The organism is Thauera sp. K11, assembly GCF_002354895.1.
GTDB classification, from domain to species: domain Bacteria; phylum Pseudomonadota; class Gammaproteobacteria; order Burkholderiales; family Rhodocyclaceae; genus Thauera; species Thauera sinica.
Genome location: NZ_CP023439.1, coordinates 2,860,968 through 2,874,363 on the forward strand (window position 1 = coordinate 2,860,968; position 13,396 = coordinate 2,874,363).

Annotated in this window: 10 protein-coding genes; 5 read left to right on the forward strand and 5 right to left on the reverse strand. The window is 66.3% G+C overall.

Going from position 1 to position 13,396, the window contains the following annotated elements; genetic code table 11:
- Nucleotides 1-10 precede the first annotated feature (10 nt).
- The 5 genes from CCZ27_RS12345 (at nucleotide 11) to tal (ending at nucleotide 7,904) form a co-directional block, all read left to right on the forward strand.
- The gene (locus tag CCZ27_RS12345) at nucleotides 11-907 is read left to right on the forward strand and encodes a LysR family transcriptional regulator (RefSeq protein ID WP_096448559.1); all 897 of its coding nucleotides are present in this window, start codon (nucleotides 11-13) and stop codon (nucleotides 905-907) included.
- A gap of 145 nt (nucleotides 908-1,052) precedes the next feature.
- Nucleotides 1,053-1,685, forward strand: a complete 633-nt coding sequence (locus tag CCZ27_RS12350; RefSeq protein WP_096448561.1) for a tyrosine-type recombinase/integrase — start codon at nucleotides 1,053-1,055, stop codon at nucleotides 1,683-1,685.
- A gap of 954 nt (nucleotides 1,686-2,639) precedes the next feature.
- Complete coding sequence (locus tag CCZ27_RS12355; RefSeq protein ID WP_096448563.1) at nucleotides 2,640-5,933, forward strand: bifunctional diguanylate cyclase/phosphodiesterase; 3,294 nt, start codon at nucleotides 2,640-2,642, stop codon at nucleotides 5,931-5,933.
- 12 nt (nucleotides 5,934-5,945) lie between these two features.
- Nucleotides 5,946-6,722, forward strand: a complete 777-nt coding sequence (locus tag CCZ27_RS12360) for a pseudouridine synthase (RefSeq protein WP_096448565.1) — start codon at nucleotides 5,946-5,948, stop codon at nucleotides 6,720-6,722.
- A gap of 105 nt (nucleotides 6,723-6,827) precedes the next feature.
- Complete coding sequence (tal, locus tag CCZ27_RS12365; RefSeq protein WP_096448567.1) at nucleotides 6,828-7,904, forward strand: transaldolase; 1,077 nt, start codon at nucleotides 6,828-6,830, stop codon at nucleotides 7,902-7,904.
- 150 nt (nucleotides 7,905-8,054) lie between these two features.
- On the opposite strand, the gene CCZ27_RS12370 is transcribed toward tal, so the two are convergent.
- The 5 genes from CCZ27_RS12370 to CCZ27_RS12390 all read right to left on the reverse strand — a co-directional run bounded on the left by CCZ27_RS12370 (nucleotide 8,055) and on the right by CCZ27_RS12390 (nucleotide 13,391).
- Complete coding sequence (locus CCZ27_RS12370; protein WP_198363116.1) at nucleotides 8,055-9,935, reverse strand: chemotaxis protein CheA; 1,881 nt, start codon at nucleotides 9,933-9,935, stop codon at nucleotides 8,055-8,057.
- A gap of 96 nt (nucleotides 9,936-10,031) precedes the next feature.
- Nucleotides 10,032-10,982 (reverse strand): protein phosphatase CheZ, encoded by a 951-nt coding sequence (gene cheZ / locus CCZ27_RS12375; RefSeq protein WP_096448571.1) that lies wholly within the window; start codon nucleotides 10,980-10,982, stop codon nucleotides 10,032-10,034.
- Nucleotides 10,983-11,022: 40 nt separating this feature from the next.
- Entirely contained in the window at nucleotides 11,023-11,424 is a 402-nt protein-coding gene (gene cheY / locus CCZ27_RS12380) for a chemotaxis response regulator CheY (RefSeq protein WP_096448573.1), read from the reverse strand.
- Between the two features lie 31 nt (nucleotides 11,425-11,455).
- A complete protein-coding gene (locus CCZ27_RS12385) occupies nucleotides 11,456-12,412 on the reverse strand; it encodes a chemotaxis protein (RefSeq protein ID WP_096448575.1) in 957 nt (318 codons plus the stop codon).
- 10 nt (nucleotides 12,413-12,422) lie between these two features.
- Nucleotides 12,423-13,391, reverse strand: coding sequence for a chemotaxis protein (locus CCZ27_RS12390; RefSeq protein WP_096448577.1), 969 nt, complete (start codon nucleotides 13,389-13,391; stop codon nucleotides 12,423-12,425).
- Nucleotides 13,392-13,396: the final 5 nt, after the last annotated feature.

Consider the following 13,396-nt stretch of genomic DNA (forward strand, 5'->3'; position numbering starts at 1 on the left):
AGCACTTGGAATGGAACTCTTGAATGACATGGCCTTGTTCGTCGAAGTGGTCAAGGCGCGGGGTTTCCGCCGTGCGGCCGAGGCGGTCGGGATACCCAATTCCACGGTGTCACGCCGCATCAGTTCGCTGGAAAAGGCCATCGGACTGCGTTTGCTGCACCGGACAACGCGCAAGATCGAGCTGACGGAGGCGGGCCAGATCTATTTCCAGCGCTGCAAACGCATCGTCGATGAGGCCAAATTGGCGCATGAGCAACTTGGGGAGTTGCTGGCGCAACCGAGTGGCGTGTTGCGCGCTTCATTGCCGGTGGATTTTGCGAATATCTATCTGGCGCCCCTGATCGCGGAATTCGCGCGTCGCTATCCCGGCATCAGCTTCGATCTTGACCTAACGCCGCGCCTGGTCGATTTGGTGTCTGAGCCCTTCGATGTTGCCATCCGGATGGGTAACCCACCGAATTCGAATTTGATTGCGCGGCAGTTAGCCAATTTGGCGTGCTACCTCTACGCCTCGCCACGCTATCTGGAGCAATTTGGCGAACCCTCCGATCCTGCCGACTTGGCGCAGCACGAATGCCTCGGTTTCCGCACGGCTAAGGGCAATGTGTGGGCCTTGCACAAGGCAGATCAGTCGATGGAGATTGCTGTCGGCGGACGGTTTCAACTCAATAGCGTTGGCTTGATCCGGCGGCTGAGCACGCTTGATCAAGGAGTCGCCCTCCTGCCCGCTGAAATCGTTGCGGAGGACCTGGCTCAGGGGCGGCTACGTCGCGTTCTTCCAGATTGGGAGGGGCCGGCAACCCCGGTCTATGCGATGACCGAAACGCGCCTGATACCGGCAAAGACACAACGCTTCATCGATTTTCTGCGAGAACGCCTGACTGATTCTGACGGGCGGCAGCGTTAGGGTCGGAAAGCCGCCTTCGCACAAGGAAAGGTCATCAGGCAGCTATGGGTCTTTCAGCAACCGCTCGACCAACACCGGACTACTCTCCTGGAGAAGCTCTACGTTCCACACTGGAACTCCCTTCAACCGAGAAGAGGAGTTCATCATGAACACCACGACGAACACACCGCCGGCTGCGACGCGTGAACCCTGGAACCGGGGCAAGCTCGTTGGCCAGAAGGCGCCCTTGAAGCTCAAGGAGATCTGGGCGATCCGCGTCCGCCTGCAACTGTCAGAGAACCTGCGCGACCTCGCGCTCTTCGACCTGGCAATCGACAGCAAGCTGCGCGGCTGCGATCTGGTCAAACTGCGGGTACGTGATGTCGCTCATGGCGAGCAGGTTGCCTCGCGGGCAATGGTTATGCAGCAGAAGACCCAGCGTCCTGTGCAGTTCGAGATCACCGAGCAGACGCGAGGCGCGCTGAAGAACTGGATCGGCGCGGCGAAGCTTCGTTCCGAGAGCTTCCTGTTTCCGAGCCGGCTGCATAAGTCCGAACATCTGTCGACCCGCCAGTACGGAAGAATCGTCAACGGCTGGGTCACGTCAATCGGTCTGGACCCGAGCGCCTACGGGACCCACTCGATGCGGCGGACGAAGGCTTCGTTGATCTACCGTCGCACGGGGAACCTCCGTGCGGTCCAGTTGCTACTTGGTCACACGAAGATTGAGAGTACCGTGCGATACCTCGGGATCGAGGTCGATGACGCGCTGGAAATGGCGGAGCGCACCGAGGTGTGATCCGGTAATGGGTGAGTGACGGCCGCCAAGCCGGCGGTCGCTCACCCGCCAGACGCTACAGACCGAAGTTCGCGAACGACCGACCGGTCAGCTTTGAAACCTGCCGCAGGGCCACCGAGATGACGAACGTCTCTTGTGGGTCGCTAACGGAAGTCGGGAACCCGCGGAAACGGTCATCCCATATGGGTAATGGTGCTGCGGGCCGGATGAGCGCACCGGCCGAGTAGGAGCCCCACATCATCGCGACGTCAGAGGTGAAGCCAAGAGCGAAAGTCCAACCGATGAAGCATGTCCCTCGCTGTCGTTGCGTGTGCCATCGGAGTTCGGAATCACGGCACGTGGTGTTACGAATATATTGCCACTCGCGTTCTATTGAAGGCCTAACGGGGGTCCTGTGTTACGATAATTTCGAGGATAATCCGGAAAAGTGGCGTCGCAGAAGCCGCATGAATGCTGGGTTGCCTGTTACGAATATATTGTGCAGAAACAGCGATATGTTCCGGAAGAGCGGGATTCATGATCTTCCGGACCTGTCGGTAACACACGGAGGGCGCCTGCGGGGCGCCCTCTGCGTTCCCGGCGGACGCAAGCCGGATCTTTTCCTTCGCCATCGCGGGCAATCGACGGCTCGCAGGGTCACGACACTGGCCTTTTGAAGGATATTGTCTAAACATAAAGCGATACGCGGATGCAATGCGAACGCTCGTCCGATCGATCGTCATTCGCGATGATGCGCTTCCGGTGCCGGCAAGCCGGTTTTCGTGCCCGGCGACGGACGCCCGGTCCGCAAGGCCGGACTCGTGAAGACCTGCGTCGAGCGTCCCGGGGGGAGGCCCGGGCTCTGCCATCTGCCGCCTCGCTTTCGACCACCTGAGCCCCGACGGGCAGGTCCGGGCCCATGTGGAGCGGCAGGTCTCGCGGGCGCTCGCGCAAGGCAATACAGGTCGACGACATATGCGTAGCTGCGGTAGCCCTGCTTCGTTTACCCGTGCCCTGGTTTCCAATGTCGCCGGGCTGGTGATCGCTCTCGGGCTGGCCCTGCTGGTTGCGATGATCTGGCAAAGCGCGGCCAGTACCGAGGAAGCGGCGCGGCAGGAGATCGGCGAGACGCTCAACCGTGCGGTGGGGCGGCTGCAGATCCTGGTCCATGCCGCCGAGATGACCGCGGAATCGGCCGAACGCGTCGCGCGCACCACCGACGTGAAGGGGCCCACGCTACGCCCGACCCTGGAGAATCTGCTGGCCGCGTTCGAACAGCGGCCGGAACTGAGCTACCTGGGCATCGTCCTGCCCGAGACGGGCGAATATGGCAACCTGGAACGGACCGCTGCGGGCAAAACCCTGCTCTGGCTGTTTCCCGGGAATCGGGCCGACGATCCGATCGTGCGCAGTTTTCTCCTGACGGACGAAGGCTTCGTCCAGCGCGAGGCGTATCCCACCGACGGCTATGATCCGCGCAGCCGGCCGTTCTACCAGGCGGCGTTGCAGGGCCCGCCCGGCGGCACGTGGATGCCGGCATACCAGTGGATCCTCCATTCCTCGGATGGGACGCCTCTCTGGGGATTCAGCTACGTGAAGGCGCTGCGCGACGACGCCGGAAGATTGATGAGCGTACTCGACGCCGACTTCGACGTCCCGGCCCTGAACGGTTTCCTGCAGTCCCTCGCCGCCGAATACCGCGTCCGGCTCCACATCGTGGAACTGGGAGCATCCCCCCACCTGATCGGCGCTCCCGGCGTGGACCGGGAACCGCTTCCGCTCCCCGCGGACCTCGCTCCGCTGGCCGGACTCTCCGGCGACACCTTCGTCGACCGGATGGAACTGGAAGGCGAGCGCCGATGGGTTGCCGCGCGCCGCATGGATCTCAAGGGCGGCCTGTCGTGGCTGGTCATCGCCTCGCGCACCGCGACCTTCATCGAGGCCCCGCTGCGTCGCCAGTTGCTCCAGGTGCTGGGCATGGGCCTGGCGATCGCTCTGGGCCTGGTACTGGCTTCGGTTCGCATAGCCCGCCGTTTCGGCAGGCCGCTCGCCGAGCTGGAACAGCGCCTCGCCGCCATCGGGCAGCATGAGCCGGGCACGCCGGCGGCAAGCCCCGCTTCCACCACGGATGGTTTCCGCGAGACCCAGCTTCTGGGCGAAGCCCTCGATCGCATGGAGGTCGCCATCAGCCAGCAGGCCCTTGCCAAGGAGCAGCAGGTGGCCTCGCTCGCGCTGAAAGGCGCGATTTTCGACTTCAGCTCCGCGGCGATCTTCAGCCTCGACCGCCAATTGAACGTCATCGAGTGGAATGCCGCCGCGGAGCGCCTGTTCGGCAAGGAGCGGGACGAGGTGCTCGGCAGGGCCGTCGGCGACGTGGTGGCCACCCCGGACGGCTCCGCCGACTGGGCCGCGATCCAGGGCACGGCGGGAACCGGCTCGTTTCGGTTCCTCGGTGCCCATGGCCCGTTCGACGCGGACCTGCGGCTGGTGACGTTCATCCAGGAGGGCCGCGAGGTCCGCACGCTCATCCTCAACGACGTCTCGGAGCGCAAGCAGATCGAGCGGCAATTGCGGCAGGAGCGCGACTACGCCGACGCGGTGCTCAACAGCCTGCCGGGCGTCTTCTATCACTACGACGAAAACGTGCACCTGACGCGGTGGAACAGGAATCTCGAACGCATCTCCGGCTATACGGCGGAGGAGCTTGCGGGTGCGGACCCGATGCTCTTCTTTGCCGACGAGGAGAAGGCGCTGGTCGCGGACCGGATCGGCGAGGTCTTCGAGAAGGGCGAATCCTCGGTCGAGGCGGATTACGTACTCAAGGACGGCCGCCGGATTCCCTATCTGTTCACCGGCGTGCGCTTCGAGTACGACGGCCGCCGCGGTTTCGTCGGTGTCGGCTACGACATCACCGAACGCAAGCAGGCCGAGAAGCGGATACGCCATCTGGCGATGCACGACGATCTCACCGACCTGCCGAACCGCAACCTGATCCAGGACCGCATCGCGCAGGCCATTGCGCATTCCCACCGTACCGGCCGCCTGCTCGCATTGCTCTACCTCGATCTGGATCGTTTCAAGGTCGTCAACGACGGCTACGGGCATCTGTTCGGCGATGCCGTGCTGAAGGCCACCGGCCACCGGCTGGTGGAATCGGTGCGTGACAGCGACACGGTGGCTCGCCTGGGCGGCGACGAGTTCCTGATCCTCCTGGCCGACCTGAACCATCCGGCCGATGCCGACGTCGTCGCCCGCAAGATCGTCGAGAGCCTGGACAGCCCGATCGTCGTGCAGGGCCGGAAGATCCACCTGTCCGGCAGCATCGGCGTGAGCGTGTTCCCATTCGATGGCGAAGCCGCCGACACCCTGATCGACAACGCCGACATGGCGATGTACCGGGCCAAGGAGCTTGGCCGCAATACCTACCAGTTCTTCACGCGCGAGATGAGCCAGGAGATCCAGCGCCGCGTCGACCTGGAGATCAAGCTTCGCGGCGCGGCGTCGGCGGGACAACTGCAGCTCGCCTACCAGCCCAAGGTAAGCCTGAAGGACGGCTGCATCAGCGGCTGCGAAGCACTGCTGCGCTGGCATCATCCGGAGCTGGGGGTCGTCTCTCCCGGCCAGTTCATTCCGATCGCGGAAGATTCCGGCCTGATCGTGCCGATCGGCGACTGGGTGCTGCGCACCGCCTGCATGCAGGCCAGGGCCTGGATGGATGCCGGGCTGCCGCCCCTCTGCGTCGCGGTCAACATTTCGGTGCGCCAGTTCCTGCAGCAGGATGTGGTGGCCTGGGTGGCGCGGACGCTCCAGGAAACGGGCCTGCCGCCGGCGTGGCTGGAACTCGAACTCACCGAGAGCCTGATCGCCGAGGACATCGAGCAGGTGACGGCGACCACCAACCAGCTCAAGAGCATGGGGGTGAAACTGTCCATCGACGATTTCGGCACCGGGTATTCGAGCCTGAGCTACCTGAAACGCTTCCGCGTGGATACGCTGAAGATCGATCAGTCCTTCGTGCGCAACATGCTGTCCGACATCGAGGACGAAACCATCGTCCTGGCAGTCATCTCCCTTGCGCACAACCTCAAGTTCAGGGTGATCGCCGAGGGCGTGGAAACCGAGCAGCACTGCCGCTTCCTGCAACTGAACGGGTGCGACGAGATCCAGGGCTACTATTTCAGCAAACCGGTGACGGCCGCGGAACTCGAAGCGATGCTCCGCGACGGCAGGCAACTTCCCCTGCGGCTCGATTCCGCCGAAAGGCGCTGAAGCGGCCCGTCCATGCTCGACATCCTCTACCGCGACGACCATCTGATCGCCATCCACAAGCCCTCGGGGCTGCTCGTCCATCGCAGCCTGATCGCCGCGCACGACGAACGCTTCGCGGTGCAACTGTTGCGCGACCAGATCGGGCGGCGCGTGTTCCCGGCGCACCGGCTCGATCGCGGCACCTCGGGCGTGCTGCTGTTCGCGCTCGAGCGCGACACCGCCGCACGGCTCGCCGCGCTGTTCGAGACCCGGCAGGTCGGAAAGCGCTACGTCGCCGTCGTGCGCGGCCATCCGCCCGAAACGGGCGAGATCGACCACCCGCTCGCACGCCGCTTCGACCCCATCGAGCGCAGCCGCGGCCTGGGCGCCGGCAACCGGCCGGGCAGCGGCGCCACGCCCGAGGACGACGAGCCGCCGGATGAAGCGCCGGCCGCGCAGCCGGCACTGACCACCTTCCGGCGTCTGGCCACGGCGGAACTGCCGCATCGCGTCGACCGCTACCCGACGAGCCGCTACGCGCTGGTCGAACTCGAACCGGAAACCGGCCGCCGGCACCAGATCCGGCGGCATCTGAAGCACATCGCCCACCCGATCATCGGCGACGCCACCTACGGCAAGGGAATCCACAACCGGCTGTTCGGGCGACTCTTCGGCAACGACCGGCTGCTGCTCGCCTGCACCCGGCTGGCCCTGCCCCATCCGCGGACCGGCGCGCCGCTCTGCATCGAATCCCCCCTCGCGCCGGATTTCGCGCACGTGGTGCGGGCGCTCGGATGGCGTTTTCCCTGACGCCGGCGGCCCGGTTCATGCGCCGTGGCGGGCGATAGCCATGTACGCGCAAACCGTTGCACAATGGCCGCCACCCAGCGCAACCGGCACAGCCCGAGACCACCGATGAATCCCCTGCTTCAAGTCCGCCAGCACGGCCAGCAGATCTGGCTCGACAACCTTTCCCGCACCCTGCTCAACGACGGCCATCTCGCGCAGCTCATCGCCGACGACGGCGTAGCCGGCGTGACGACGAACCCCGCCATCTTCCACAAGGCGATCGCCGGCGGCCGCTACTACGAAGACGACCTCGCGGCGCTGAAGCGCGAGCCGCTGAGCGCGGAAGCGCGCTACGAGGCGCTGGTGATTCCCGACGTGCAACGCGCCTGCGACCTGCTCGCGCCGCTGCACCGCGACAGCGGCGGCAACGCGGGCTACGTCAGCCTCGAAGTGTCGCCCGCCCTGGCGCACGATGCGGACGGCACGGTCGCCGCCGGCCTGCGCCTGAAGGCGGCGGTCGGCCGGCCCAACCTCCTGATCAAGGTGCCGGCGACCGCCGCGGGCCTGGCCGCCATCGAAAGGCTCATCGCGGCCGGCGTCAGCGTCAACGTCACGCTGATGTTCTCGCTGGCGCATGTGGACGCGGTCGCCTCGGCGTACGTACGCGGCCTCGAACGCCTGCAGGAAGGCGGCGGCAGCCCGGCTCCGGTCATGTCGGTCGCGAGCCTCTTCCTGTCGCGGGTCGACACCCTGGTGGACAGGCAGCTCGACGAACTCGGCGGCGAAGCGCTCGCGCTGCGCGGCAGGACCGCGGTCGCCACCGCGAAGCTGGCCTACCAGCGCTATCGCCAGTGCTTCCACGGCACCGCCTTCGATGCGCTGCGCAAGGCCGGCGCCCGCCCCCAGTTCATGCTGTGGGCCAGCACCGGCACCAAGAATCCGGCGTACGGCGACCTGCTCTACGTCGAGCCGCTGATCGGGCCGGAGACGGTCAACACCCTGCCCGACGCCACCCTGGCCGCACTGCGCGACCATGGCCGGATTGCGGACACACTGGACAAGGACGTCGACGCGGCCGCGGCCCAGTACGCGGCCCTCGCCGCGCTGGGCGTGAATCTGGACGAGGCCGGCGAGCGTCTGCAGCAGGAAGGGCTGGCGCAGTTCGAACAAGCCTTCGCCGCGCTGCTGGAACTGACCGCCTGATGCGGCACGCGCTGGCGGGCCCCCGGCGGCCCGTCGGCTGAAGCCCTCGATCGGCCTGGACGGATCGTTCGGGCCGATTGCACATCCCGTCCCGAACCCGAACCGCCCTGCCGCCGCGCGCAGTCGCGCGACGGCGCGGCCTGCGCACGATCAGCCGGGGATTTCCTCGGCAGGCACGGGAACGAGGGCCGAGCGCGGCACCCCCAGCATCGCGTTGCTGCCGCCCAGGAGTTCCTTCATGTCCAGGATCAGCACGATCTGCCCGTTCGACAGCGTCGTGACGCCGGCCACGCCCTTGGGCCGGAAATCGTCGAGCGACTTGATGACCGCGTCTTCGCGGCCGGCGAAGCTGTCGATGGCGAGCACGAAGGACAATTCCGCCGTCTGCATCAGCACGCCGTAGCCGGGCACCTGCTCCTGCGGCCAGCCCAGCAGGCCCGACAGCGGGAGGATGGGCAGCACCTCGCCGCGCACCACCATCGTGGCGCGCCCGCCGACGTCCTGCACCATGGCGGGTTCGATCGGCAGGATCTCGCGCACCATGGACAGCGGCACGGCGAAGGGCTGATCGCCCAGCCTGACCAGCAGCACCGGCAGGATGGCCAGCGTCAGCGGCAGGCTGATGACGAAGGTGGTGCCCTTGCCAGGCTGGGAACGGATATCGATCGTGCCGTTGAGCTTCTGGATGTTGGTGCGCACCACGTCCATGCCCACGCCGCGGCCGGACACGTCGGAAACCTTCTCCGCCATCGAGAAGCCGGGCAGGAAGATCAGGTTGTAGCTCTGGCGCTCGTCCAGCGTGCTCGCCTCTTCCTCGGAGAGCAGCCCCTTGGCGACGGCCTTGGCGCGCAGGCGCTCGGCATCCATGCCGCGCCCCTCGTCGGCCACCAGGATGACGATGTGGTCGCCCTCCTGGCGCGCTTCGAGACGCACCGCCGATTTCGACGGCTTGCCGGCCGCCGCGCGCTCGGCCGCGCTCTCCACGCCATGATCGACCGCATTGCGGATCAGGTGGATGATCGGATCGGAGAGATCTTCGATCATCGTCTTGTCGATCTCGGTCTCCTCGCCGGCGAGGACCAGTTCCACATCCTTGCCGAGGTTGCGCGCGAGATCGCGCGCGATGCGCGGATATTTCTGGAACAGGCGGCCGATCGGCTGCATGCGCGTCTTCATGACCGCGTTCTGCAGATCGGACACGAGCAGGTCGAGCTGGCTGACCGCGAGATCGAGCGCATGCAGCGTCTCGGTGTCGTTGCGCCCGCTGAGGATGTCGCTGCGCAGCGCGTTGAGGCGGTTCTTGGTGAGGCCGATCTCGCCCGACAGGTTGAGCACCTGGTCGAGGCGCGCGGTGTCGACGCGGATCGAATTGTCGCGCACGCGTTCGGTCTCGCGCCTGCCGACCGGTCCGCTCACGCCCGGCCTGTCGGTGGCGCGACGCCCCAGCGCCGCATCGATGATCTTCTCCTGCGCGACCGGCGGCTCCACGGCCTGCACCGCCGGCGAGCCGGCTGCCACGGCCGGCACCGGCACCGCGGCGACCGCGCTCAGCAGCAGTTGCCAGTCGGGCCCGGCGCCACCCTGTGCCGGCACCGCCGCGGCGGTGCCGGCCGCGGCGGGCCGGACCGGCTGCGCGGCCACGCCCTGGATGGCCCCCTGCAGGCTCCCGAGCAGCACCGGATCGGCCGTGCGCGGCAGGACGCCGTGCTCGAGGTCGCGGAACATGTCGCGCACCGCCGCGGTCGCCGCGAGGATGACGTCCATCGTATCCGCCGTCACGGCGAGTTCGCCGTTGCGCAGCCGGTCGAACAGGTTCTCGGTGAGATGGCACAGCGTGACGAGTTCGCCCGCGTTGAGGAATCCCGCACCGCCCTTGATCGTGTGGAAGCCGCGGAATATGTCGTTGAGCAGGTTCCGGTCGGCGGGCGAGCGTTCCAGATCGACAAGCTTGTTGTCCACCCCGGACAGCAGATCGCCCGCTTCGACCAGGAAATCCTGCAGGAGGTCTTCCATGCCGGCAAAATCAGTCATCGCCTCACAGCTCCACGACGGCGCAGCGGTCGCGCGCCTTCATGCGGCAGGGGCCGGCCAGCACGCCGGCACGTCGCCCGCCGCGGTTCTCGATGGTCAGAATCCCAGGCTTTCGAGCAGATCGTCGACCTGCGCCTGGCTGGTCACGACGTCGTCCCGGCCCGCGGCGCTCACGACCGGCCCGTTCATCAATGCGGACTGGCGCTCTTCCCGGATCTGCGGCGGCGCGGCCTCGAGCAGCACCTGCAGCAGTTGCGCCTCCAGCGTCTGCGCGAGTTCGACGACGCGCTTGATCACCTGGCCGGTGAGGTCCTGGAAATCCTGCGCCATCATGATCTCGAGTAGCTGCGCATTGGTCGTCCGGCTGGCATCGGCCACCCGGGCGACGAATGCGCGCGTGTCGCCGGCGAGCGCCTTGAACTCGTCTACCGACAGATCGTTGGCATAGAGCCTGTCCCATCGCCCGCCCAGTGCCTTCGCATCGGCGCCGAGCGCATCCTGGATCGGGCGTGCGACGTCGGTCGCGTTCAACACCCTGGCCGCAGCCTGTTCCGTCATGCGGGCGATGTAGCCCAGCCGCTCGCGCGCATCGGGAATGGCATCGGCCGCCTGCTGCAGCGCCTGGTCGTAGCCAAGCTCGCGCAGCGCGTCGTGCAGCCTGCGGGCCATCTGGCCGAGCTGGTTGAACACCGCGTCCGCGGGCACGCCCGGTGCATCCGGCGGCGCCGTGCCCTCGCCCTGCCCCTGCCAGCTTTCCGCCACCACCGCATCGAACAGCGCCTGCAGTTCGTCGTTGTCGCCGCCGGCGGCGGGTTCGGCCGCGCGCACGGCCTGCTCCGTCTGCCGCAACCCGCCGACGTCGGCCGCCACGCTGTCGAACAGCGCCTGCAGTTCGTCGCTGTCACCGGCGGAAGAGGCCCCCGGCTCGCCGCGCAGCGGCTCCACGCCGCCCGCAGCCACGGACGGAGACGCTGCGGCAATGCTGTCGAACAGCGCCTGCAACTCGTCGGAATCTCCTGCGTCGTCGAACTTCGGCCTCTTGGTCATCGCCAGGCTCCTGATTGGATCGGCATCGTGCGCGCCCGGCTCAGGCGGCGGCACTCCTGCCCATTCTCTCGAAAATCTTTTCCATCTTCTCGGCCAGCGTCGCCGCGGTGAATGGCTTCACGATGTAGCCGCTGGCACCCGCCTGAGCCGCGGCGATGATGTTCTCCTTCTTCGCTTCCGCCGTGATCATCAGCACCGGCAGATGCTTGAGCTGGGGCGTGCGGCGTATCGTCTGCAGCAGGGTGAGCCCGTCCATGTTCGGCATGTTCCAGTCGGTCACGACGAAATCGAACGGCGCCATGTTGAGCTTCTGCAAGGCGACGACGCCATCTTCGGCCTCGTCCACATTGGCGTACCCGAGCTCCTTGAGCAGGTTGCGGACGATGCGGCGCATCGTCGAGAAATCGTCTACCACCAGAAATCTGAGTTTGGGATCGGCCATCGTCTTCTCCGTGTTGGGCGTCGTGTCCCGCTCACGCCTGTCCGGCCCGCTGCAACAGCGGCCGCAGCGTTTCCGCGAGCACGTCGGCGTCGAATTTTGCCACGTAGGAATCCACTCCCACGCGCCTGCCCATCGCCCGGTTGGCCTCGGACGACAGCGACGAGTGCATCACCACCGGCACGCCTTCGAACCGCGGATCTCTCTTGATGTTGCGCGTCAGGACGTAGCCGTCCATCTCCGGCATCTCGGCATCGACCATGATGACGTCGATGTCGTCGGCCACGCTGCGCCCGGTCAGCGCCGCATGCGAAGCGATGCCCTCCAGCCTGTTCCACGCCTCGAGCCCGTTCTGCGCGTGCTTGTGGCGCACGCCGAGGCGGTCCAGCACCTCGGCGATCTTGCGCCGCGCCACCGACGAGTCGTCTACGAAGAAGACGTTCACCTCGTGGCCGTTGGCGACCGGCGCGATGTTGCCCACCACCGCCTCGCCGAAGGTGTTCGCGAGAATGGTCTCGACGTCGAGGATGGATACCAGGCGCCCGTCGTCGAGCTGGGTGATGGCGGTGATGAAGCCCGAGGTGCCGCTGGCCAGGTTCTCCGGCGCATGCACCTTGTCCCAGTCCACCCGCACGATGCGGTCGACCGCCTGGACCAGGAAGCCAAGCGTGTGCTTGCTGTACTCGGTCACCATCATCGCCCCGCCGGATACGACGGCGCGGCCCAGGCCGAGCACCGTGTTCAGCGACAGCACCGGGATCACGTTGCCGCGCAGCGAGATCAGGCCCTCCATGCCGTGCGGCATGTTGGGCGTGCGCGTGATGAAGGGCGTGCGCGACACTTCGCGCACCTTGAACACGTTGATGCCGAAACACTCGTCCGTGCCGAGCGAGAACAGCAGCAACTCCATGCGGTTGGAACCGGCGAGCCGCGTCCGGCCATCGACCGACTCGAACAGTTCGCTGTCGTCCTGGGCGTCGGAATTCAACATGATGCGTGCCTCAATTCTCTTCCCGAGCCGCATCGCCGGCGGCAAGCAGGCGGCCGATCGTCTGTGCGAGCCGCTGCGGCTCGAACTTCGATACGTACTCGTCGACACCCACGGAACGGCCGAGCTGCTGGTTCGACATGCCCGACAGCGAGGAATGCATGATCACCGGAATGCCCTCGAAGCGGCGGTCCGACTTGATGTGCTTGGTGAGGATGTAGCCGTCCATCTCCGGCATCTCGACGTCGGTCAGCACCAGGCTGACGAAGTCCTTGATCGCACGGCCGTGGGCCTGCGCATGGGCGGCGACCTTCTTCAGTTCCTCCCACGCCTGCCGGCCATTCACCGAGCCGATGTGGCGCACGCCCATGGCGTCGAGCGTCTGCGAGATCTGCCGGCGCGCCACCGACGAGTCGTCGGCGAAGTACACCGTGTGGGCGTCGGCGCCGGGCAGGTGGACGATCTCCCTGAAGAGCAGTTCGTCGTCGTAGCGGGTGGTTTCGGACAGCACGCGCTCGACGTCAAGCATCATCACCAGCCGGTTGTCTGCCAGCTCGGTCACCGCCGTCACCAGCCCGCCCATCTTGGCGACCAGCATGCCGGGCGGTACGCGCATCTGCGACCAGTCCAGGCGCAGGATGGTGTCGACGTTCTCGACCAGGAATCCCTGGGTATGGCCGTTGTATTCGGTGACGATCATGATGTCGCGCGCGCCGCCGCCGATGCCCACGTAGCTGGCAAGGTCGACCACCGGCACCAGTTCGCCGCGCAGGCTGACCATGCCCTGCACCGCGGAAGGCATTTCGGGCGCGGCGGTGATCGCGGGCGTGCGCATCACTTCGCGGACCTTGAAGACGTTGATGCCGAAAGTCTCGCGCCGCCCGGTGCGCTCGTCGACGCCGAGCGTAAACAGCAGAATCTCCAGCTTGTTGGTACCCGCAAGCCGGGTGCGCGCGTCGATGTTCTTCAGTAGATCGGACATTTGGT

Bases quoted from the DNA above. Each gene is read 5' to 3' on its own strand.
- CCZ27_RS12345 (WP_096448559.1), top strand. From the start codon at position 11: ATGGAACTCTTGAATGACATGGCCTTGTTCGTCGAAGTGGTCAAGGCG.
- CCZ27_RS12350 (WP_096448561.1), top strand. From the start codon at position 1,053: ATGAACACCACGACGAACACACCGCCGGCTGCGACGCGTGAACCCTGG.
- CCZ27_RS12355 (WP_096448563.1), top strand. From the start codon at position 2,640: ATGCGTAGCTGCGGTAGCCCTGCTTCGTTTACCCGTGCCCTGGTTTCC.
- CCZ27_RS12360 (WP_096448565.1), top strand. From the start codon at position 5,946: ATGCTCGACATCCTCTACCGCGACGACCATCTGATCGCCATCCACAAG.
- tal (WP_096448567.1), top strand. From the start codon at position 6,828: ATGAATCCCCTGCTTCAAGTCCGCCAGCACGGCCAGCAGATCTGGCTC.
- CCZ27_RS12370 (WP_198363116.1), bottom strand. From the start codon at position 9,935: ATGACTGATTTTGCCGGCATGGAAGACCTCCTGCAGGATTTCCTGGTC.
- cheZ (WP_096448571.1), bottom strand. From the start codon at position 10,982: ATGACCAAGAGGCCGAAGTTCGACGACGCAGGAGATTCCGACGAGTTG.
- cheY (WP_096448573.1), bottom strand. From the start codon at position 11,424: ATGGCCGATCCCAAACTCAGATTTCTGGTGGTAGACGATTTCTCGACG.
- CCZ27_RS12385 (WP_096448575.1), bottom strand. From the start codon at position 12,412: ATGTTGAATTCCGACGCCCAGGACGACAGCGAACTGTTCGAGTCGGTC.
- CCZ27_RS12390 (WP_096448577.1), bottom strand. From the start codon at position 13,391: ATGTCCGATCTACTGAAGAACATCGACGCGCGCACCCGGCTTGCGGGT.